This is a genomic window from Chitinophaga sp. CF118 (assembly GCF_900112615.1).
GTDB lineage: Bacteria > Bacteroidota > Bacteroidia > Chitinophagales > Chitinophagaceae > Chitinophaga.
Genome location: NZ_FOMK01000009.1, coordinates 132,241 through 153,323 on the forward strand (window position 1 = coordinate 132,241; position 21,083 = coordinate 153,323).

The following is a 21,083-nucleotide window of genomic DNA, read 5'->3' on the forward strand; positions in this document are numbered from 1 at the left end:
TTTGTTGTAACTTTGCGCCTTCTTTTGGCCTGACGTGTCGTCAAAAGCCAGAAACACTTTAACAAGATTTATGAATATCCGTAACATAGCAATTATTGCGCACGTAGACCACGGTAAGACTACCCTGGTTGATAAGATCCTCCATCACACCAACGTTTTCCGGGCTAACCAGGAAACCGGTGAGCTGATCATGGACAGTAACGACCTGGAAAGAGAACGTGGTATCACGATCCTCAGTAAAAACGCCTCTGTTGAATACAAAGGTGTGAAGATCAACGTGATAGACACCCCTGGTCACGCCGACTTCGGCGGAGAGGTTGAAAGGGTGTTGAAAATGGCTGACGGCGTAATATTGCTGGTGGATGCCTTTGAAGGACCAATGCCGCAGACACGTTTCGTGTTGCAGAAAGCACTGGCGCTTAACCTGAAACCAATTGTTGTTATTAACAAAGTGGATAAGGCTAACTGTCGTCCTGACGAAGTACATGATGCGGTATTCGAATTGTTCTTTAACCTGGATGCTTCGGAAGAGCAGCTGAATTTCCCAACCTACTATGGTTCAGGTAAGAATGGCTGGTTTAATGATACATTAGAACAGAGTGAAGATATTACCCCGCTGATTGATGGTATCCTGAAACACATTCCGGAACCTCAGATCGCTGACGGTACCCTGCAGTTGCAGATCACCTCACTGGATTACTCTACATTCCTTGGCCGTATCGCTATCGGAAGAGTAGCTCGTGGTTCTATCAGTGAAAACCAGCCGATTTCATTAATGAAGGCGGATGGTTCTATTAAAAAGACCCGTGTACGCGAATTATATGTGTTTGAAGCGTTGGGTAAAAAGAGAGTAACAGAAGTTTTAGCAGGAGATATTTGTGCAGTAGTAGGTATTGAAGATTTCGGTATTGGTGATACCATTGCTGATTTCGACGAACCAGAAGCATTGCCTATCATTCCGGTGGATGAACCAACAATGAACATGTTGTTCAGCATTAACAACTCACCTTTCTTTGCAAAAGATGGTAAGTTCGTTACATCCCGTCACCTGCGTGACCGCCTGATGAAGGAAACTGAAAAGAACCTTGCACTGCGTGTGCTGGATACTGACAGCGCGGATAGCTTCATGGTTTATGGCCGTGGTATCCTGCACTTAGGGGTATTGATAGAAACTATGCGTCGTGAAGGATATGAGTTGACTGTAGGTCAGCCTCAGGTAATCCTGAAACAGGTAGATGGTAAGAAATGTGAACCTTATGAAACACTGGTGGTAGATGTACCTCAGGAATTCGCAAGTAAAGTAATTGACCTGGTTACCCGTCGTAAAGGTGAAATGCTGATCATGGAAACTAAAGGTGACATGCAGCATCTGGAATTCGAAATTCCTTCACGTGGTTTGATCGGTTTGCGTACACAGATGCTGACTGGTACTGCCGGTGAAGCTGTAATGGCGCACCGTTTCAATGATTACAAACCATGGAAAGGACCTATCCCAGGCCGTAACAATGGTGTACTGATCGCTAAAGAAGGTGGTACTACAACAGGTTACTCTTTGGATAAACTGCAGGACAGAGGATTTTTCTTCGTAGATCCGGGAGAGGAAGTGTATAAAGGTATGATCATCGGAGAGAACAACAAACCTGGTGACCTGGTAGTGAATCCTAATGAAGGAAAGAAACTGACCAACATGCGTGCAAGTGGTACCGATGGTGCTACCAATATCGCTCCTAAAACCCTGATGACACTTGAAGAATGTATGGAGTATATCCAGCATGATGAGTGTATCGAGGTAACGCCAAACCACATCCGTATGCGTAAAACCATCCTGGATGAAGAAGAGCGTAAAAAACAACAAAAAGTAATGAAGGCTGACGGCGTAGCGTAAGTCATCTTCACAAACTAAGATATAACCGTTCCGGCACCCGCCGGAACGGTTTTTTATTTTCTCCAGCCTGCGTATATTGGATGCGCACTCAATCCCTAAATTTGCTTAACGTTCAATTGAAAAACTGTTAACACCAAAACCTTAAAATATGAAGAACCCGATATTATTGGTAGGCAATGATATTAACAATATTTCCAAAGGGCAGAGCTGGAAAGAACTCCTGCAGGATATCGTGAATTTCTGTTTGCCCGACGGTTGTGTACAACTGGATGACAGGAAGCCTTTCCCATTATTATATGAAGAAATTTTCCTGACGGCAATAAGGCAGGCACATATAAAGGAGGCAGAACTGAAATCGTTCATCGCAGAAAAAACTCTGGCCATACAGCCCAATGAAATCCATGAAGAAATCCGAAGCCTTTCACCGGCACATATTCTCACTACCAATTATGAATTTACCCTGGAAGGTATTATCCCCGGGCAGTATGACGGTATTATCACAGAACGGGTATTCAGTATTTTCAGAAAATACATAGTAGGCAATATTAATTACTGGCATATTCATGGCGATTGTCAGAATCCTTTAAGTATTAACCTGGGCTTTGAACATTATGGAGGGCAACTTCAACAGATGCGAAACTATGTGGTATCCGGCACCACTTATTCCAGTTTGCAGGCTCCCAAAATATCCCTGGTACGGCGCATTCACCTGAAACAGCCGGTGCTTGAGCACTCATGGCTGGACCTGTTCTTTACAAGAGATATTCATATCTTCGGGCTGTCGCTCGACTTTGTAGAAACGGATCTGTGGTGGTTGTTAACTTACCGGGCCCGTCAAAAGTTCCAGAAGAATACTATCCCGGTAGAGAATGCGCTGTATTATTACATTCCGGCCGAATTCGTTAAAGGTGCCAAATTTAAGCTGGACATGCTCACCGCCAATGATGTGAAAGTGATTGATATTGAAGCCCCGGATAAACGAACTTATTATGGAGAAGTGATCCGGCGGATCAGACAGTTATAACCCGGTGGTTTGATTTTTGAACGATAAAAGCAGCAAAACCTATAATTATGTTCTATAAACTCACGCTCACTTTGGCGGTACTGTTAGCCAACACTTGTAATCATCCTCCGGTTAAAAAAGAATCATCGCCGGTAGTCGTACAAGCCAATACAACAGGTAGTGTATGGCATTATATCCAGCAAAAAAGATGGAAGCTGATTCAGATGCAAGGCAAAATGCAGGAGCCATCTCCCTCTATGTGGCTGGAGTTTGATACAACGACGCATCGCTTTAGTGGTAATGGAGGTTGTAATAAACTGGCAGGAGCTTTTACTGTGGCCGGCGATGTTATCACTTTTCAGAAGGTGCAGAGTACACTGATGGCTTGTTTGGATCAGAAGGCAAATGAAAGGGAGACAGACATATTGCGCCTGCTATCAGATCATACGTATACATTTGATGTAGCAGATCAGACATTGCAACTTTATGATAGCAGTAAAATTATTTTAATGTTCGGTGCGCAAGGGAAGGACGAGAAGTAATATCCGTTTACCGTACTTTAAACAAAAAGCCCAATGGTGGAACCATTGGGCTTTTTGTTTGTATCATTCATAATAAAAAGAGGACTCAAAAATAAATGAAGGACATCAGAGTTCTTCGATTGATCATTAGAATCTTATTATGAAGGATTATTTAATCAGTTTCAGCTCATTAACAATATTCGGCGCACCACCCAGTTTATCAATACACCAGAGCACATAACGTACATCCACACAGATAGTCCGGTTATACACTGGATCAAACTGGATCTTATGACTTAAGGCTTCATAATTACCATCAAAAGCGAGACCTATTAATTCCCCGTTAGCATTCAATACCGGAGAACCTGAGTTACCGCCGGTAATGTCGTTGGTGGTAATGAAACAGGTAACGATATCATTCTTACGAAGATCTTTATATTGACCGAAGTCTTTTTTCTTATATAGTTCAAGGTAGTTATCCGGTAGATCAAATTCATAATCCCCTGGTTTGTATTTCTCCATAACACCTTTCATGGTGCACACGTAATCATACGAAACAGCATCCCGGGGATTGTAAGATTTCACTTGTCCGTAGCTAAGGCGCATAGAGAAATTAGCATCAGGATACCATTTTTTATTAGGCTCCATTTGTAATACTCCTTTCAGGTAAATGCGGCCCAGGTCATTATTCTGTGTAACGAACTGGTTATAGACAGGGAGGTATTTACCCACATAGTTTTTTATAAAAGCATTGGAATAAGCAAATGCAGGATCTGTCTGCAGGGTCACTGCATCCGGATTTGCGATGAATGCTTTCCAGCGGGCATCATTCATGAGCATAGTACCAGACATTAAAGCAGCAGACCATAAACGATAGGTATTATCATCATCCAGTGCGCCGAATTTCGCTTTCACGGCATCGTAAAAACCGATAGGATGTTGTGCCGTTGGAATATCTGTATAGAAAAGACGGCAGGTAGCAGCCAGAATTTTCTGATCGCTGGTTTTATCTTCCTGGGCAAGGAAAGCAGTACGGGCTTTATCGGCCGCCTGGATACTTTGTTTAATTGCATCCTGTGTGGTCCCTGCTGTTACCAGTGCTTTTTCCACAGCCTGCAGGCTGGCGGCAAAAGCAGCAATAGGAGAACCTAAGATGCCCTCATTCATATAAATGCGCTGTTTGGCATATGGAGCCCACTCTTTATAGGCTTTTTCGTAATCGGTAAAAATATGTTCAAATTCAGGTTTGCCCTGTGCCCAATTTACGAAGGCCGCTTCCTGTTCCTTTTTCTGTTCCAGCACCTTGTATTTCAGCAATTGTTGTGTTTCCCCGTCAAAGAACTTCCAGTAATTCGCAATGCCGGCGTAGGAGGAGGCCAGTTTCAGCTTAATGGCAGGATCTTTTTTCATCTGCTCAAACATTAATTTGAGACGTACAGCACGGAGGGCCACCACGGAAGGATTTTCGACGGAGATCTTGAGTTTTACTCCTTCGGAACTTTCATATCTGTTGGTACCACCGGGATACCCGAAGATCATAGCATAGTCGTTTTCTTTTACCCCTTTTATGGATACGGGTAAAAAGTATTTTGGTTTCAGGGGTACGTTATCAGCCGCATATTCTGCCGGTTTACCATCTTTGCCTGTATATACGCGGAATATGGAGAAGTCACCCGTATGGCGGGGCCATTCCCAGTTATCAGTATCTCCACCAAATTTTCCGATGCTTTCAGGTGGTGCGCCTACCAGGCGAATATCTTTATAGCGTTCGTATACAAATAGGAGGAACTGATTGCCTTTAAACATGGGCAATACTTTTGCCTCATAGTTGGTGCCGGCAATTACCTGGCTTATAATATCTGCTGTGATTTTTTGTTGTTGCTGTACCCTTTCCTGTCCGGTAAGTCCCTTTAAAGCTTCTTCAACTTTAGTGGTTACGTCTTCGACTCTTACCAGGAACTGTACTGATAATGATTTTGAGGGGATCTCCTGTGGTTTGCTTAATGCATAAAAGCCGTTTTTCAGGTAGTTATGTTCTACAGAACTGGCAGTGGCAATTGCATCATAGCCGCAGTGGTGGTTAGTGAATATTAATCCCTGGTTACTTACTATTTCTCCTGTACAACCTCCTCCGAATATAATGATGGCATCTTTCAAAGATGCATTATTAATACTGTACAACTGTTCTTTGGTTAGTTTCAGACCTTTTTTAACCATGTCGTTGTATACCTGCTGTCCTAATAAATAAGGCAGCCACATACCTTCATCTGCTTTGGCAAATTGAACGGTCAGCAGTAAAAGGAGGAGTAATACATTTTTCTTCATAACTATATTCTAATTTTTAAAGGACCTCAAAACTACCTGATTTTTCATTAAGCGCCATATTGACTGTGTTAAATGGTTGTAGTGAAGCACAGATGCGCATCTTATAAAGTTGGAATGACATTTGTAAGGGGAGTTAATTATTACTTCATTAGCATTGATAATCATTTTAAAAGCCTACTTATGAGAAGATTACTGTATCTGTTGGCTGCTGTTACGTTTCTTGCCTGTCAGGAAAATAGGAAGGAGCAGGAGAAGAAGGATGAAATAAAAGAAGGTGTAGAAAAACTTGGACAAGATGTCAAGGAAACTGCCGTGGATGCAAAAGATTATCTGGAAGAGCAGCGCAAAACGATGGAAGACGACCTGGAAGAACGTAAACAGCAAATAGATTTGAAAATGAAGGATCTCAAAAAGGATGGTTCTGAAAAAAATCTGGAAGCACGTAAGAAACTGAGAGTACTGAGAGAGCAGATTGATTATAAACTGAATGAGGTAAAACATAGCAGTGCATCTACCTGGGACAGTACCCGTAAAGATGTAGATTCTTTGCTGAAAAAATCAGACAGAGAATGGACCGAGTTCAAACAGGAGTTTAAGGAATTATTCCATTAAATTAAGATTTGCAGCGCTCTGCGGGGGCTAACCTAAAATAACTAACTTTACCAGGCAACAATCATTATAGCGCTGTGTTACTTTCATATCATCAAAAGGAAATTGCGTTTGAAGCGGGCTGCGATGAGGCCGGAAGAGGCTGTCTGGCAGGGCCTGTATTTGCAGCGGCTGTAATATTGCCGGTAAAGTTCCGGCATAAACTCCTGAACGATTCCAAACAACTGAAGGCTTCAGAACGGGATACCCTCCGGGTGGTAATAGAAAGAGAAGCAGTCTGTTATGCTGTTGCCAGTGTAGATAATGAGGAGATAGACAGGATTAACATTCTGCAGGCATCTTTCAAAGCCATGCACCTGGCACTGGAAAAGCTGCAGCAAAAACCGGGTTACATCCTGGTAGATGGAAACCGATTTGTTCCTTATGAAAACGTCCCTCATGCCTGTATTATAAAAGGGGATGGAATCTATGCTTCAATAGCAGCAGCTTCCATATTGGCCAAGACTTATCGGGATGAGTATATGCAGCAACTGCATGAACAATTTCCACAATTTGGCTGGCAGGAAAATAAAGGTTACCCTACGGTGTTTCACCGGAATGCTATCCGGAAGCATGGGGACACGCCTTATCACCGTAAGACTTTCCGGTTATTACCAGCACAGATTGAATTGGATTTTGCCAACGAACCTGTGGAATAAAGCTTCCCGTCTGTGGAAGTAGATACTTAAAACTATTGTTATTATTTTTGCCCTTGGATAGGATTAGACTATGTTAAAGCAGACACAACAGCAGAAGCTATTACAAAAATTGTCACCTCAGCAGATTCAGTTAATGAAGCTGCTGCAGGTACCTACGGCTGTTCTTGAAGAACGTATCAAGGAAGAGCTGGAAGAAAATCCTGCACTGGAGTATGGAGAGGAAGCGCAGGAGGATGAATTTAAGGAAACACAGGAAGAATTTACTACCCCGGAAGAGGAGGATGAATTTGAGCCTGATGGAAGTGAGAATGAATATGATAACATTGACATCTCCGAGTACGTAAGTGAGGGAGATGATGATATAGCTGATTACAGGTTGCGGGATGATAACTATCCGGACCCGGATGAAAACAAAACCATCCCGGTAAGGGTAGAAACTTCCTTTCACGAGCACCTGCTGGCACAGCTGGGTATGCTGGCGCTGGACGAAAGGCAAACCAGCATTGCCGAGCAGATCATCGGTAGTATTGATGATGATGGTTACCTGAGAAGAGAAATCAGTGCTATTGTAGATGACCTTTCCTTTTCTCAGAATGTATCTACAGACGAAGAGGAGATCAAAGACCTTATCAAAAAGATTCAGGAGTTTGATCCCCCCGGTATTTGTGCCACCGACCTGAAAGAGTGCCTGTTATTGCAACTGAAGCGCAAGATCCAGGACGATCCGGGTGTGATGGGTGCTTACCAGATCCTCGAGAATTATTTCGATGAGTTTACCAAGAAGCACTACGAGAAGATCCAGAAGGGATTGAATATGAGTGATGAAGCGTTGAAAGAAGCTATCGGACAGATCATACGGCTCACGCCAAAACCAGGAGGTAATTATGCCACTCTGAATAAGGCCGAAAGCTATGTAATACCTGACTTTTTCATCCTCAATAATAATGGTAAACTGGAATTATCACTGAATTCCAAGAATGCACCTGACCTGAGAATCTCGGAAGGTTACAGGGATATGCTGAAGGATTATGACCGTGGCGATAAGAAGGACAAGCGTCAGAAAGAAGCTGTCCTGTTTATCAAGCAGAAAATTGATGCCGCCAAATGGTTCATTGATGCCATTAAGCAAAGGCAGCATACGCTGCTATCAACGATGGAGTCTATTATGGGATATCAGCGGGAGTTTTTCCTGACAGGGGATGAAACTACGATGAGGCCAATGATTCTGAAGGATATAGCAGATATCACCCAACTGGATATTTCTACGGTAAGCCGTGTAGCTAACAGTAAATATGTACAGACGGAGTTCGGAACCTTTAAGCTCAAGTTCTTTTTCAGTGAATCGTTATCAACAGACAGTGGAGAAGAAGTTTCTACCCGTGAAGTGAAGAAGATCTTATCAGATCTGATAGAAGGGGAGAATAAACGTAAGCCGCTCAGTGATGAGAATCTTACTAAAATGCTCCAGGATAAAGGATACAATATTGCCCGTCGTACAGTAGCCAAGTACAGGGAGCAATTGAATATACCAGTAGCAAGGCTTCGGAAAGAGCTTTAAATTTTAATATTAACAGGGGGCAGGCAATAAAAATTAATGGAACAAACAACTTTATCCACAACAGGCAACCATCCGCAGGAAGGGCCGGTATTTTCGCCAGTACTGCGTGCGGTAGCAACGGTTATTTCTTATATCACGCATCCGTTATTTATACCGTTAATTATTACAATTCTGGTGGTAAAGGCGTTGCCGGAATATTTTGTTGCTTTTGTTCACGGCAGCAGGCGTTTCCCATTCGACATGCTGTATATCAGGGTATTAAGCATCAGCATCTTTTTCCCCGTACTCACGTTACTGCTGGCCCGCTCGCTGAAGTTTGTAGATTCTATCCAGATGCACACTCAGCGTGACCGCATCATTCCTTATGTAGCCTGCACTATTTATTACTTTTGGGCTTTTTATGCATTCAAACGGGAAGGGGTAACACCTCCTTTTTTTAATGCGTTTTTCCTGGGAGTATTCATAGCTGTTGTGCTTGCAATGGTAGCAAATACCTATGCGAAGATTAGTATGCATACAACAGGCTGGGGCGGGGTGATTGGTCTTTTATTGATGTTGATGACCGGAATGCATATGAATGTGAGCTTTCCTCTGGTAGTAACTTTTCTGGTAGCAGGTATTGTAGCAACTGCCCGTTTAATCCTTTCTGCGCATACTCCCGCAGAAATATACGCTGGTTTTATTATTGGTATTCTTTCACAATGGATTGCATATGGAATTGTAGGCTAAGCAGCCTGTAATAAAGAAATTTCTACATCTTTTTTCGCTACGCACATTCACTGCGTATTGGCGGTGCATCTTTGTAGTGTTATTTGAACATTGACATATGCACCGTTGTGAGTTAACCCTTAAACTTTTTTTAATTATAAAATAATTTGGTGAAAGGTTGGGATTTTGCTATAGGATTTAGCATTTTGATTAAAATGCTAAAAAATTTGGGAAAGTTAAAAATTAGATCATAACTTAGCACACCATTAAATTTGTAAAAAACACTTACTAATATGTCTACAGCTAATGCAGATAAATTGAAGGCACTGCGCCTTACAATGGACAAGATCGATAAGGATTTCGGTAAAGGATCCGTAATGATGATGGGGGAAAAAGGGGTGGTTGCCATGGAGGTAATATCTACCGGCTCTCTGGGTCTGGATATTGCGCTGGGTATTGGCGGTCTTCCCAAAGGCAGGATTGTAGAGATATACGGTCCGGAATCTTCTGGTAAAACAACCTTAGCGATACATACTATTGCAGAAGCGCAAAAGAAAGGCGGTATCTGCGCCATTATAGATGCGGAGCATGCGTTTGACAGTACTTATGCCCAGAAACTGGGTGTAGATGTTGATTCATTGCTGATCTCCCAGCCAGATCATGGAGAGCAGGGGCTGGAAATAGCAGACCGTCTGATTTTATCCGGTGCGGTAGATGTGGTAGTAATTGACTCCGTGGCAGCACTGGTACCAAAAGGGGAACTGGAAGGCGAGATGGGCGATAGCAAAATGGGTTTGCAGGCTCGTCTGATGTCTCAGGCACTTCGTAAGCTGACCGCTACAATTTCAAAAACAAACTGCTGCTGCATATTTATTAATCAGCTGCGTGAAAAAATAGGCGTAATGTTCGGTAACCCGGAAACCACTACCGGTGGTAATGCCCTTAAGTTTTACGCTTCTGTGCGCCTGGATATCCGTCGTATGGCTCAGATCAAAGATGGTGATGAGGCTGTTGGTAACCGCGTAAAAGTAAAAGTGGTAAAAAATAAAGTAGCACCTCCCTTCCGCCAGGCTGAGTTTGATATCATCTACGGACATGGAATTTCCAAAGTAGGTGAGATCATTGATATGGGTGTTGAATATGGCATCGTTCAGAAAAGCGGCAGCTGGTTCAGTTATGATACCAACAAGCTGGGCCAGGGCCGCGATGCCGTGAAGCAGCTGTTAATGGACAATCCGGAAGTAGCAACGGAAATTGAAGGGAAAATCAAAGCGAAAATTGCAGCACAACAGCTGGAAGCCGCTTCTTAAAAAAGAGTTGTTTTAGTTTTAGATATAAGCAATTGGGTTAGTTAGTATTACCTATATCCCCGCCTTTTTCAAGGTGGGGATTTTATTTTGCTGTATTGAATAGGAGTATAACGAATTTCTTCAATACTGGGATTATCCTTTTTAACCTTGAAAGTAGAGGACCAGAATAGGTTAGATATAAGCGGTTAAATCAGATTACGCCGTCGGTTTCATGTCTTTCCATGCCCACAAATAACGGCAGGCATGCGTTCGATAAGGAGACCACTTCGCAGATATTTTCAATAACTTTTCCCGGAAAGCTTTCTTATCAGTCTTATCAAGTTTGTACAATTTTATCATCGCTTGCTGAATCCCCAAATCATCTACGGCAAATACATCTTCACGACCCAGATAGAACATCAGCAACATCTCTACAGTCCAGCGACCCACTCCTTTTATTTGTGTGAGATATGTAATCACATCCTCATTTTCCATCTTCTGCAACTTCTTATCGGTCAGTTTTTCATCAACAGTAAAACGGGCTACATTATGTACATAACTCACTTTGGCATTAGACAAACCAATGCTGCGCAATGTTTCAGGAGGAGTGTCCAGAATCTGCTGTGCAGAAGGTTCTTTATCTCCGTATAATGTAAGGAAGCGCTTATAAATAACATCGGCTACTTTAACACTTAACTGCTGGCTCATAATAGAACCTATCAGCCGGAGTGCAATATTTTCACGAATAGGCAGGACGGGCAATGGATCTACCATGATAGGCACTAATCTTTTGTCCTTACCCAGATGCAGCAGATAAATATCGGAAGTTTGAGCCATAACAAGGGTATAAAAAGGATGCTCCTGATAAAGCAAAAATAGGAATATTCACTTCGTCAGGAGCATCATTATAGAGACATATTATCTAGTAATCGAAAGGCTGTGCGTAGATCACCTGGAGGATTGTTTGTCCGACAGCTTGCAGTGTACGTCTATCAATCACACTCATATTATCGTTTTGAGTATGCCAATGTGGAGCAAAGTTCCCGTTGGGTTGAAGGGCAATAATATCGAAGGTGGGAATATTCGCCATGGTGTTCACATATACGTGATCGTCTGTAATTGTGGAACCATTATTCTCATAGCGGAAGTAATCTGAATATCCCAGGCGGTTAGCCACATCCCAGAACATCTTCATCGGGCCGTAGGCATATTGCTGGGAACCTCCTTCCATAAAGAATTGTGAACCGCGGGCACCAACCATATCCAGGAGAATACCGTAGTTAGCTTTGTATCCTTTTACATGTGGATTTTTTGCCCAGTACTGTGTACCCAGGCAAAAGCTGTTCTCTTCTTCAGAGATGCCATAATCTTCCACATCAGTTAATAAAAGGTCTACACCAACAGATTGTTTTTGCTCGTGCAAGGCTCTTGCTGTTTCAATGAGTACACCCACACCACTGGCACCATCATCTGCACCATCCAGTTTTTTCGTCTTATCAAATGCATCCTGATCAGCATGTGGACGAGTATCCCAATGTGATAACAAAAGGATGCGCTGTTTTGCTTCAGGATTGAAAGTAGCAATGATATTTATACAAGGCAGTGGTTGATGCTTAGGACCCATTACAGTAGTACGCTGTATGTAAATTGTATCTGCGAGTGGTTTTAATTGTTGTATCAGCCATTCTGCACATTTGGGTTGTGCCGGTGTGTTGGCAATACGCGGACCAAAACTCACCTGTTTTGCAGTGAAAGCATAAGCACTGTCGGCATTGAAAACGGGTACCTTTACGCTTACAGTTGCCTGCACGCTTGAACTATCTGCACCTTTGTTTTGATTATTTTTTGTGGACTCATTACAAGCGCATGCAAATAATGCCATACCCGTAACGATGCTAATCAATTTATTCATATAAAAATGAGTACTGTTTATGATTATTGCTTTACTGGATAGTATAACTAACACCACCGTCTTTCTCATCTTTCAGCTGTATGCCAACGGCCAGCAGCTGATTGCGGATCTTGTCGGAAGTAGCATAGTCTTTACGGCTTTTCGCTTCCTTCCTCATATCGATAAGTAACTGCATAACACCATCCAGGGTATTGTTATCTGTAGCGAGTGTTTCCGGTATAAGAGCCAGAATTTCGATAAGATAAGTTTTCCATGTTTTAAGCATGAGCTGGAAAGTTTCTTCACTGATCTCATGCATTTTAACTTGTCCACCTTTGAATGAGTTGATCACTGGCGCCAGTTCAAAAAGATTTGCCAGCACCTTCGCAGTGTTGAAGTCATCATTCATGAATTCTTTGCATTCGTGGCACCATTCACGTACTTGTTTGTCCAGCTCTTCATTGATAAGACCACTACCAGCATCACTGTAATTCAGCTTTAACAATACTTCGTAAGCAGCCCACAGGCGTTGCAAGCCTTTTTCCGCGGCCTGTAAGGCTTCATTGGAAAAGTCCAGTGTACCGCGATAATGCGTCTGCAAAACGAAGAAGCGGATAGTCATGGGGCTGTAGGCCTTTTCCAATATAGGATGGCTGCCGGAGAACAGTTCCGTGAGTTTGATCGTATTGTTATAGGCCTTACCCATTTTACGGCCATTAATAGTGATCATGTTGTTATGCATCCAGTAACGGGACATCATTTCTCCATGAGCTATTTCACTTTGGGCAATCTCACACTCATGATGAGGAAATTGAAGGTCCATACCACCACCGTGAATATCAAACTGTTTGCCCAGGTATTTGTTGCTCATTGCAGAACATTCAATGTGCCAGCCGGGAAAGCCATCGCTCCAGGGGCTGGGCCAACGCATCAGGTGTTCAGGAGGAGCCTTCTTCCATAAAGCGAAATCCACTTTATTATTTTTCTCATCCTGTCCTTCCAGTTCGCGGGTGGTTTCCAGCATATCTTCCAGCACACGGCCACTCAGAATTCCATATTCATGGGTTTCTGCATATTTTTTCACATCGAAGTATACGGAGCCGTTTCGTTCATAGGCATATCCTTTACCCATGATATTCTTGATCATTTCAATCTGTTCAATAATATGACCGGTAGCCGTAGGCTCAATACTTGGTTCCAGACAGTTAAACTGGTGCATGGCCCAATGGTACAGGTTCGTATATTTCTGTACCAGTTCCATAGGCTCCAGTTTTTCCAGTACTGCCCTCTTAGCTATTTTGTCTTCAGCTTCACGGCCCTCTTCCTCAAAATGGCCGGCATCTGTAATGTTTCGTACATAACGCACTTTATACCCCAGGTGCTGAAGGTACCGGTATACAACATCAAATGTGATATAAGGGCGGGCATGACCCAGATGAGACTCACCGGATACGGTAGGTCCACATACATACATACCAACATGACCGGGATACAGAGATGTAAATACTTCCTTTTGCCGTTGTAGCGAATTGTATATTTTAAGCTCAGACATATCAGATAATTTCGAAAGGCAACAACCTTTCTCGTTTTGTTTGGATTGCAAAGATAATTATTGTTTTGTCAGTGGCATTACCGTTGAAAAAGCATATTCTTATTGCAGCGTCAGGTTTGCAATAACTGGGTAGTGGTCAGACAGGTCTGAATTTATTTTCCGGAATGAATTGATAGTGAATTGGTTATCTGCGAATATATAATCTATACGAAGGGTAGGAGCTAATCCGGCAAAGGTACGGCCTATGCCACTACCTTTCTGGAGAAAGGCGTCCTGCAGGCTGCCCCTGATAGTAAAGTAGGTGTACGATGCAGGAGTATCATTAAAGTCTCCGCATACGATTACCGGGTAAGGGCTGGTTTTGATAAAAGCAGCAACAATATCTGCCTGCCGGCTGCGGCCCACATACGCGTCCTTCATCTTTTGCATGATGTTGCGGGTAGCTATCAGGCCGGTATCTTCCTGGTTCTTTATTTTTTCGATGAAACGGTAATCCCGCTGATTGAACCGATATGAAGCCAGGTGCATGTTGATAACCCGTATAGTATCGTCATCGAGTAAAATATCTGCATAGATCAGGCTTTCACTTAATGGGCCGGTAGACATTTTTAGCTTGTCTGATTTGAGAATTGGATAGCGGGAGTAGATAATAGAACCCCAGTGCTGCATACCATCCCGGTTAAAGTCGCTGGAAAAATAGCGGAAAGGAAAGTTCATTTCCCGGGAAATATCTTCCCGGTTATTGAAGTCATTTTTCTTCTCCGAAGTATAAAAATCCTGGAAGCAAACTACATCCAGTTCCTGTTTCTTGATTAGTGCAAACATCGCCTGACGGTTATATTTACTGTCCTTCTCCTTATATAACCCGAACTGGGATACATTATAGCTCATTACATGCAGGCTGCCAGGAGGATTGGCGAACTGTTTCTGACTGGATGGATAGTTGAATGCAATGAAAGCTGCAATAGATTTCCAGCCTATCACGATTGCCATTAACGAGAGCAGGCAATACTTGAAATCGAATAACAGCCAACAGGCAAAAAAAAGTAACAATGAAATCAGTAATAAAGGGAACAGCAGGGTGATAAAACTGATAGGCCACCATTGCTCAGGTGACACATAAGGAGCCAGGCATGCCACTAAAAATAGTAACAATACAATGACGTTCACTGTCAGAAAAAAACCTTTTGTAAAAAGCCTCAAGAATCTCAACTGCTATTGCTTTATACTTAAAGATAGTAGAAAGCGAGAAATTAATTTCTTTTTAGAGATAAGCCGGACATAACAGGAAAATGTTCAAAGCCTTTCTCTCTGAAAGTTTTGTAGTTGTGAATAATAAAGGAAGGTTGTGTTAGAATATAATCAATACGCAGGGTAGGAGATAAAAAGGACAATGTACGTCCTATTCCCCATCCTTTGGCAAGAAAAGCATCCTGCAAACCAGAACTAATAGTGTTATAGGTATAGGATACGGGTACATCATTAAAGTCGCCGCAAACAATGGCCGGATAAGGACTTGCAGCCACCAGCGATGCCAGCAACCTCGATTGTTCTGCTCTTTTATTTATAGTACGGCGCATCTTTCCTGTCAGATGTTTGCCTTCATCTACATCACCAGGATCCTTTAAATGAAGAAAAGAATAATCATCTGATTTGAACATGTAAGATTGCAGCTGCGCCGTAAAAATACGTACAGTATCGCCAGCCACTAATACGTCGGCCTGCAGAATACTGCTTCCACTGCCCACCGCACTGTGCCCACAGGGAATTTTCAGTGTTTGTATTATAGGAAACCGGGAAAAGAGAATGATACCATAATGCCAGGTATTCCAGCTTGTTTTATCTTTCGTAAAATAATAATAGGGATAATGCAGATTTTCCTGCAGTTTGGCTATATGATCGGTAAGATCCTTCCGGGTATTTGTATAAAACTCCTGCAAACAAAGTATATCCGGAGATGCTGTTTGTAAGGTTTGATAAATATGACTTCTTAAAGCAGGATCTTCTTTATAATCTTTCAGCCCCATACTGCTGCTATTAAAGGTCATTAGTGTGAACTGTTGACTGCTGCTATTGGAAGATCCTGCTGCAGGATGCATGCCCCAACTGTTGTAGCTGGCTTTGAAGGATAGCAGAATGCCAATCACAGGTAACCAGAAATATTGTTTTTTATATATAATCCAGAGTGGGATGAATAATAGATTCAAACACCAGCATAGCGGAAAGAATAAACCCATAAAGCCACAGGGCCAGCACTTTTGAGGATTGATGAATGGTAACCAGGCAGTGAGAATAAGAGTAAGTGTTATCAGCACATTAATATAAAACGGAACGCGACGGATAAATGGGGACTTTATAAGCACAATATTGGGGTTTAATAAAAGTAAAATAAAAAACATCCGGGAAATTTTGTCTTCACCGGATGTTTTTCTGTATAATTTATCTTACAATATTCAGGTTGCTGGGACCTTTGGGGTGGGAAAAATGAGTGATCTTATAAATAAGCCGGTTAAGGCCGGCTCCCCAATCATTACCCTTATTCCATTGCTTCATATAAAAGAAACCGGTAAGACCGCCACCCAGTAAGGCCGGCAACACCGTGATATCATTTTGAGAGTAGGCGTGGGTGCCCACGTTTATAATTATAAAAATGATGGTGATTACCCAGAGAGGAATACCTCCGGATAACAGCGGGTAAATGCGGTAATTTGGTGCAATGGTAGTGGCACCTATTGCCAGCGCCATAATACTTGCAGATGCACCTGTCATTGCCGAATATGATTGTTGGGCGTGAAGTGCAGGAATAAACTGCATGCCCAGCAAATAAAATACGATCCCACAAAGGCCGCTGTAGAGATAAAGGGGGAGTATCCGTCTGTGTCCGGCAAGGCCTTGTAATAAAGTACCAAAGCACCATAACCAGATCATGTTACTGACTATCATCCAGAAGCTGTTGTGCGCAAAAAGGGAGGTAATGATGGTCCAGGGGCTATGTAGCAATTTTGGTATGCTTGCCGGCAGTGTTACCCTGCTGAGTACTTCCTGGTTAAATCTTTCGGTGGTATTACCTTCAATATTGTAAATGATCTCTGTAAAGAACAGCAGCATAAACACGGTGATGTTTACCAGCAGCAGCTGGGTAACCATATTTCTCCGTTCACCCAGTGAGAGCTGTATTAATCGTCCTTTTTCCTCCTGATGCATGGCACAAAGTGTTTATGTTAATAAAAATGCCGACGGTTAGTTCTGTTCCAGATCTTTAGTAAGAGGTAACCAAAGAGCACTCCCCCAAGGTGGGCAAAGTGGGCCACATTGTCTCCTGCCGAATTCTGGACACCGGATATAAGCTCAAGCACTATAAGGAAGCCAATGAAATATTTGGCTTTTATAGGGAATAAAAAGTAGAGGTATATAAGGTTGTTCGGAAAGAGGTATCCGAATGCGAACAGTAGTCCAAACACCGCTCCTGAAGCTCCAAGTGTAGCTGTATCGCGATATGCACTCACATATTGCTGCAGAAACACTTTCGCATCATTCATCTGCCCTGGTGTATTGGGATAGCTTAGTTCGTATTGACCAAAGGAGAGATCATACTTCTGTTGCAGAATGGCAAAATTGCTGGCTGAAGGGGCCGTAAGGAATGCCTGTACGTCTCTGTTTAGTGTGATATTCTCATAAGTAAGTACGCCCATGTGGCAGAGTGCCGCACCCAGTCCGCAAACAATATAAAATATAATGAATCGTTTAGGTCCCCATATATTTTCCAGCGTAGCACCAAACATCCACAATGTGAACATATTCATAAACAGGTGCTCGAAAGAACCGTGCATGAACAGGTGTGTAACCAGCTGATGAGGTTTAAAGAGGTCTGAACCCCAGTAATGCAAAGCAAAGAAATCTTCCAGTTTATGCCCTCCCAAGCTATCACCCAGCGTGTATTGTGCAAGGAATATCAAACCGTTAATGATCAGTAAATTTTTGATTACGGTAGGAAGAATTTGAAATCTGCTGGGCCTGAACTCACTCATTTAATTAATGATTCTTTCATGATTAATTTCGTTTCTCAAGCAACACCACATTCTCTATATGATGGGTGTGCGGAAACATATCAACGGGTTGTATCTTTTTTACAACATACAACTGATCCAGCAAAGCAAGATCTCTTGCCTGTGTAGCCGGATTACAACTTACATATACAATGCGGGGAGCTGCTATTTCCAGTAATTTATTTACCAGCTTTTCATGCATCCCTGCCCGTGGTGGGTCTGTAATCACAACATCCGGTTGCCCATGTTGAGCAAAGAATGCATCGTTACAAATATCAACCACATCGCCTGCAAAAAACGTAGCATTGTTTACACCGTTCATAGCGGCATTCTCAATGGCATCGTCTATAGCTTCTTTTATCAATTCTATGCCAACTACTTTTCCTGCCTGCGGGGATACAAAAATACCAATACTACCTGTTCCACAGTATAAATCATAAACAATTTCTGTTCCCGTTAATCCGGCAAACTCTCTTGTTACCTGATATAAGGCTTCTCCCTGGTAAGTATTGGTCTGGAAAAATGATTTTGGACCAATCTTAAATACAAAATCTTCCAGTTTTTCCTCTACATATCCTTTTCCATAATAAATTTTTGGATCCAGGTCAAAGATGGTATCATTCCCTTTCGGATTGATGGTATACAGTACGGTGGTAATACCGGGCACGGTAGCCAGCAGGTGATCCAGCAAGGCTTCTCTGTCCTTTTTGTTCTCATGGTGAATCACCAGGTTCACCATAACTTCGCCAGTGGTGCAGATCCTTACTACCAGGTTGCGCAGCCATCCTTCCTGTGCACGAATGTCGTAAAAGGAAAGCTCATTTTCCAGCGCATATGCCTTAATAGTGTTACGGATAGCATTAACGGGCTCTGCCTGCAGGTAGCAGGTATTTATATCCAGAACTTTGTCAAATAATTTGGGTACATGAAAGCCCAGTGCATTGCGTCTGGGGATAACACCATCTTCTCCGATCTCATTTGCCAGCAGATAAGCCTTGTTACTAAAAGTAAATTCCAGTTTATTGCGGTAATGAGTACTGAAGCGGGACCCCATAATAGGTTGCATGGGAGGTAATTCCAGTTTACCAATACGTTGCAGATTGTCTGCCACCTGCTGTTGTTTGTATTCCAGCTGCTGGGAGTAGGGCAACATCTGCCACTTGCAGCCTCCACAGCTTCCAAAATGTTCACAAAAAGGGGCCACACGATTTTCCGCATAGCTATGGATGTGAACGGCCTTACCCTCTGCCCAGTCTTTTTTGTTCTTACCGAGCCTTACATCCACCACATCTCCGGGCACCACGCCTCCTTCTATAAAGATCACTTTACCGTCAATACGGGCCAGTGCTTTCCCTTCTGCGGCATAAGCGCTCACCGGTACTTTTTCCAGAATAACATTTTTTTTCCTCACGGATGCAAAGGTAGGGTTTTAGTGAGTTTTCCGGTAGGTTCCTGCCCCCTGAGATTTTAAATTTTCCCATTTCCTTGCTACATTTACACTAACCGATGTCCTATGCAAAGACTTATTATCATTTTAGCCTGTCTTTTATCCCAGTTACAACTCCTGGCTCAGGGATACCAGATCACCGTTCAATTAAAGCAATATAAAAGCGGACAGCTTTACCTGGCCCATTACATGGGTAATAATAAATACATGTCGGATTCTGCCGTACTTAATCCAGAGGGGGTAGCCATATTAAAAGGAAAAGAAGCTCTGCCCGGAGGAATTTACATCATCTTATTACCTGGTAAACAGCGTTATTTTGAAATATTGCTGGATAGAAAGCAGCAGCAGTTCAGTATTAGTGCTGATACTTCCGACCTGATTGCAAAGACAACCTTTAAAAACTCTCCGGAGAATGATCTTTTCTTCGGATATAATAAATTCCTGTCACAGGAAATAGGGCCCATAAATAACGAACTACAGGCAAAACTGGCAGCTGCCCATACTGCTGCGGATAGTGCGGGTGCCAGGACGCTGGAAACAACCCTGCGCAAAAAATTGCAGGATTATCGTAATGATGTGGTAACAAAACATCCACAGAGTTTACTCAGCAGTATGTTCAAGGCATTAAAAGAACCCGAAGTGCCCACAAAGCCCGCATCAGAAGATTCTACTTTCGGCTACCGTTATTATAAAGCACATTACTGGGAAAATATAGATCTGACTGATGACAGGCTGGTATATACACCCATTCTTGATAATAAATTACATAAATACTTTACACAACTTGTTCCTCCTCATCCTGATTCCGTGAACATAGAGTGTGATCTGCTGATAGCCCAGACACGTAAAAATAAAGAGGTGTTCAAGTATGTGGTGTGGTGGCTTACCTACAATTACGAAACATCCCAGTATATGGGTATGGATGCGGTATTTGTGCACCTTGTAGAAAAGTATTACGTAGCAGGAGATGCATTCTGGCTTAATGATGAACAGCTGAATAAAGTTATTACGCGTGCTTATGCAATTGCGCCAAATCTTATAGGTCAACAGGCACCACCACTTGAAGTAAAAGATTCTGCTTTAAAACCTATTTCTCTTTATACTACGAAGGCTAAATATACAGTACTCGTTTTCTGGGATCCCACCTGTGGACATTGTAAAATTGAAATTCCCCGTTTAGACTCTGCCTACAAAGCCAGCTGGAAGAGTAAGGGCGTAACAATGATCGGATTTAAAACAGAAGGTACTAAAGATGAATGGAGAGAGTTCATTAAGAAATATAACCTTACTGGTTGGATTCATGCATGGGATCCTGATACACAGAGTAATTACCGCAGACTCTATGATGTTTACAGTACACCGGTAGTATACCTGCTGGATGAAAAAAAGAAGATTGTTGCAAAAAGACTTGGAGTGGAACAACTGAATGAATTCATTGAAAAAATGGAGGCACGTAGCAGCAGTGTTCATAATTAAGCATCATATATAAAATATAAACCGTGTTATAACTTATTTATTATCAAATAGATAAGATTGCTGTGTAAGCCTTTG

At 42.5% G+C, this 21,083-nt stretch carries 18 protein-coding genes; 9 read left to right on the top strand and 9 right to left on the bottom strand.

Annotated elements, in window-relative coordinates; translation table 11 throughout:
- Positions 1–70 precede the first annotated feature (70 nt).
- From typA to BM176_RS25910, 3 genes are all read left to right on the top strand, one after another.
- Complete coding sequence (typA, locus tag BM176_RS25900; protein ID WP_090107255.1) at positions 71–1,885, top strand: translational GTPase TypA; 1,815 nt, start codon at positions 71–73, stop codon at positions 1,883–1,885.
- A 148-nt stretch (positions 1,886–2,033) separates the two neighbouring features.
- The gene (locus tag BM176_RS25905; RefSeq protein WP_090107256.1) at positions 2,034–2,909 is read left to right on the top strand and encodes an SIR2 family protein; all 876 of its coding nucleotides are present in this window, start codon (positions 2,034–2,036) and stop codon (positions 2,907–2,909) included.
- A 47-nt stretch (positions 2,910–2,956) separates the two neighbouring features.
- The gene (locus BM176_RS25910; RefSeq protein ID WP_090107257.1) at positions 2,957–3,430 is read left to right on the top strand and encodes an META domain-containing protein; all 474 of its coding nucleotides are present in this window, start codon (positions 2,957–2,959) and stop codon (positions 3,428–3,430) included.
- A gap of 147 nt (positions 3,431–3,577) precedes the next feature.
- On the opposite strand, the gene BM176_RS25915 is transcribed toward BM176_RS25910, so the two are convergent.
- The gene (locus tag BM176_RS25915; protein ID WP_090107258.1) at positions 3,578–5,734 is read right to left on the bottom strand and encodes a S46 family peptidase; all 2,157 of its coding nucleotides are present in this window, start codon (positions 5,732–5,734) and stop codon (positions 3,578–3,580) included.
- A 180-nt stretch (positions 5,735–5,914) separates the two neighbouring features.
- Here BM176_RS25915 and BM176_RS25920 point away from each other — a divergent pair, with 180 nt between their 5' ends.
- From BM176_RS25920 to recA, 5 genes are all read left to right on the top strand, one after another.
- Positions 5,915–6,346 carry a hypothetical protein gene (locus BM176_RS25920; protein WP_090107259.1) on the top strand — a complete coding sequence of 144 codons (432 nt, stop codon included), beginning with the start codon at positions 5,915–5,917 and terminating at the stop codon, positions 6,344–6,346.
- A gap of 74 nt (positions 6,347–6,420) precedes the next feature.
- On the top strand, positions 6,421–7,041 hold the full coding sequence (locus BM176_RS25925; protein WP_090107260.1) for a ribonuclease HII: 621 nt from the start codon (positions 6,421–6,423) through the stop codon (positions 7,039–7,041).
- A gap of 70 nt (positions 7,042–7,111) precedes the next feature.
- Positions 7,112–8,599 (top strand): RNA polymerase factor sigma-54, encoded by a 1,488-nt coding sequence (gene rpoN, locus BM176_RS25930; protein WP_090107262.1) that lies wholly within the window; start codon positions 7,112–7,114, stop codon positions 8,597–8,599.
- 36 nt (positions 8,600–8,635) lie between these two features.
- Positions 8,636–9,328, top strand: coding sequence for a phosphatase PAP2 family protein (locus tag BM176_RS25935; RefSeq protein WP_090107264.1), 693 nt, complete (start codon positions 8,636–8,638; stop codon positions 9,326–9,328).
- A 272-nt stretch (positions 9,329–9,600) separates the two neighbouring features.
- Positions 9,601–10,617: a recombinase RecA gene (gene recA, locus BM176_RS25940; protein WP_090107266.1), complete on the top strand. Its 1,017-nt coding sequence runs from the start codon at positions 9,601–9,603 to the stop codon at positions 10,615–10,617.
- A 195-nt stretch (positions 10,618–10,812) separates the two neighbouring features.
- On the opposite strand, the gene BM176_RS25945 is transcribed toward recA, so the two are convergent.
- The 8 genes from BM176_RS25945 to rlmD all read right to left on the bottom strand — a co-directional run bounded on the left by BM176_RS25945 (position 10,813) and on the right by rlmD (position 19,496).
- Positions 10,813–11,433: a DNA-3-methyladenine glycosylase family protein gene (locus BM176_RS25945; RefSeq protein WP_090107267.1), complete on the bottom strand. Its 621-nt coding sequence runs from the start codon at positions 11,431–11,433 to the stop codon at positions 10,813–10,815.
- A gap of 85 nt (positions 11,434–11,518) precedes the next feature.
- Positions 11,519–12,508: a M28 family peptidase gene (locus BM176_RS25950; protein ID WP_177230548.1), complete on the bottom strand. Its 990-nt coding sequence runs from the start codon at positions 12,506–12,508 to the stop codon at positions 11,519–11,521.
- 31 nt (positions 12,509–12,539) lie between these two features.
- Positions 12,540–14,039 carry a cysteine--tRNA ligase gene (gene cysS / locus BM176_RS25955; RefSeq protein WP_090107270.1) on the bottom strand — a complete coding sequence of 500 codons (1,500 nt, stop codon included), beginning with the start codon at positions 14,037–14,039 and terminating at the stop codon, positions 12,540–12,542.
- 99 nt (positions 14,040–14,138) lie between these two features.
- Entirely contained in the window at positions 14,139–15,209 is a 1,071-nt protein-coding gene (locus tag BM176_RS25960) for an endonuclease/exonuclease/phosphatase family protein (protein WP_143097934.1), read from the bottom strand.
- An 83-nt stretch (positions 15,210–15,292) separates the two neighbouring features.
- Positions 15,293–16,402 (bottom strand): endonuclease/exonuclease/phosphatase family protein, encoded by a 1,110-nt coding sequence (locus tag BM176_RS25965; protein WP_177230549.1) that lies wholly within the window; start codon positions 16,400–16,402, stop codon positions 15,293–15,295.
- Positions 16,403–16,478: 76 nt separating this feature from the next.
- Entirely contained in the window at positions 16,479–17,243 is a 765-nt protein-coding gene (locus BM176_RS25970) for a rhomboid family intramembrane serine protease (RefSeq protein WP_090107274.1), read from the bottom strand.
- A 17-nt stretch (positions 17,244–17,260) separates the two neighbouring features.
- The gene (locus tag BM176_RS25975; protein ID WP_090107276.1) at positions 17,261–18,067 is read right to left on the bottom strand and encodes a rhomboid family intramembrane serine protease; all 807 of its coding nucleotides are present in this window, start codon (positions 18,065–18,067) and stop codon (positions 17,261–17,263) included.
- Between the two features lie 22 nt (positions 18,068–18,089).
- Positions 18,090–19,496 (bottom strand): 23S rRNA (uracil(1939)-C(5))-methyltransferase RlmD, encoded by a 1,407-nt coding sequence (rlmD, locus tag BM176_RS25980; protein ID WP_090107282.1) that lies wholly within the window; start codon positions 19,494–19,496, stop codon positions 18,090–18,092.
- Between the two features lie 102 nt (positions 19,497–19,598).
- Between rlmD and BM176_RS25985 the strand changes: the two genes are divergently transcribed.
- Positions 19,599–21,008 carry a TlpA family protein disulfide reductase gene (locus BM176_RS25985; protein WP_090107284.1) on the top strand — a complete coding sequence of 470 codons (1,410 nt, stop codon included), beginning with the start codon at positions 19,599–19,601 and terminating at the stop codon, positions 21,006–21,008.
- Positions 21,009–21,083: the final 75 nt, after the last annotated feature.

What these genes read in the sequence shown, in the direction of transcription:
- typA (WP_090107255.1), top strand. Translation starts at nt 71, where the DNA reads ATGAATATCCGTAACATAGCAATTATTGCGCACGTAGACCACGGTAAG.
- BM176_RS25905 (WP_090107256.1), top strand. Translation starts at nt 2,034, where the DNA reads ATGAAGAACCCGATATTATTGGTAGGCAATGATATTAACAATATTTCC.
- BM176_RS25910 (WP_090107257.1), top strand. Translation starts at nt 2,957, where the DNA reads ATGTTCTATAAACTCACGCTCACTTTGGCGGTACTGTTAGCCAACACT.
- BM176_RS25915 (WP_090107258.1), bottom strand. Translation starts at nt 5,734, where the DNA reads ATGAAGAAAAATGTATTACTCCTCCTTTTACTGCTGACCGTTCAATTT.
- BM176_RS25920 (WP_090107259.1), top strand. Translation starts at nt 5,915, where the DNA reads ATGAGAAGATTACTGTATCTGTTGGCTGCTGTTACGTTTCTTGCCTGT.
- rpoN (WP_090107262.1), top strand. Translation starts at nt 7,112, where the DNA reads ATGTTAAAGCAGACACAACAGCAGAAGCTATTACAAAAATTGTCACCT.
- BM176_RS25935 (WP_090107264.1), top strand. Translation starts at nt 8,636, where the DNA reads ATGGAACAAACAACTTTATCCACAACAGGCAACCATCCGCAGGAAGGG.
- recA (WP_090107266.1), top strand. Translation starts at nt 9,601, where the DNA reads ATGTCTACAGCTAATGCAGATAAATTGAAGGCACTGCGCCTTACAATG.
- BM176_RS25945 (WP_090107267.1), bottom strand. Translation starts at nt 11,433, where the DNA reads ATGGCTCAAACTTCCGATATTTATCTGCTGCATCTGGGTAAGGACAAA.
- BM176_RS25950 (WP_177230548.1), bottom strand. Translation starts at nt 12,508, where the DNA reads ATGAATAAATTGATTAGCATCGTTACGGGTATGGCATTATTTGCATGC.
- cysS (WP_090107270.1), bottom strand. Translation starts at nt 14,039, where the DNA reads ATGTCTGAGCTTAAAATATACAATTCGCTACAACGGCAAAAGGAAGTA.
- BM176_RS25970 (WP_090107274.1), bottom strand. Translation starts at nt 17,243, where the DNA reads ATGCATCAGGAGGAAAAAGGACGATTAATACAGCTCTCACTGGGTGAA.
- BM176_RS25975 (WP_090107276.1), bottom strand. Translation starts at nt 18,067, where the DNA reads ATGAGTGAGTTCAGGCCCAGCAGATTTCAAATTCTTCCTACCGTAATC.
- BM176_RS25985 (WP_090107284.1), top strand. Translation starts at nt 19,599, where the DNA reads ATGCAAAGACTTATTATCATTTTAGCCTGTCTTTTATCCCAGTTACAA.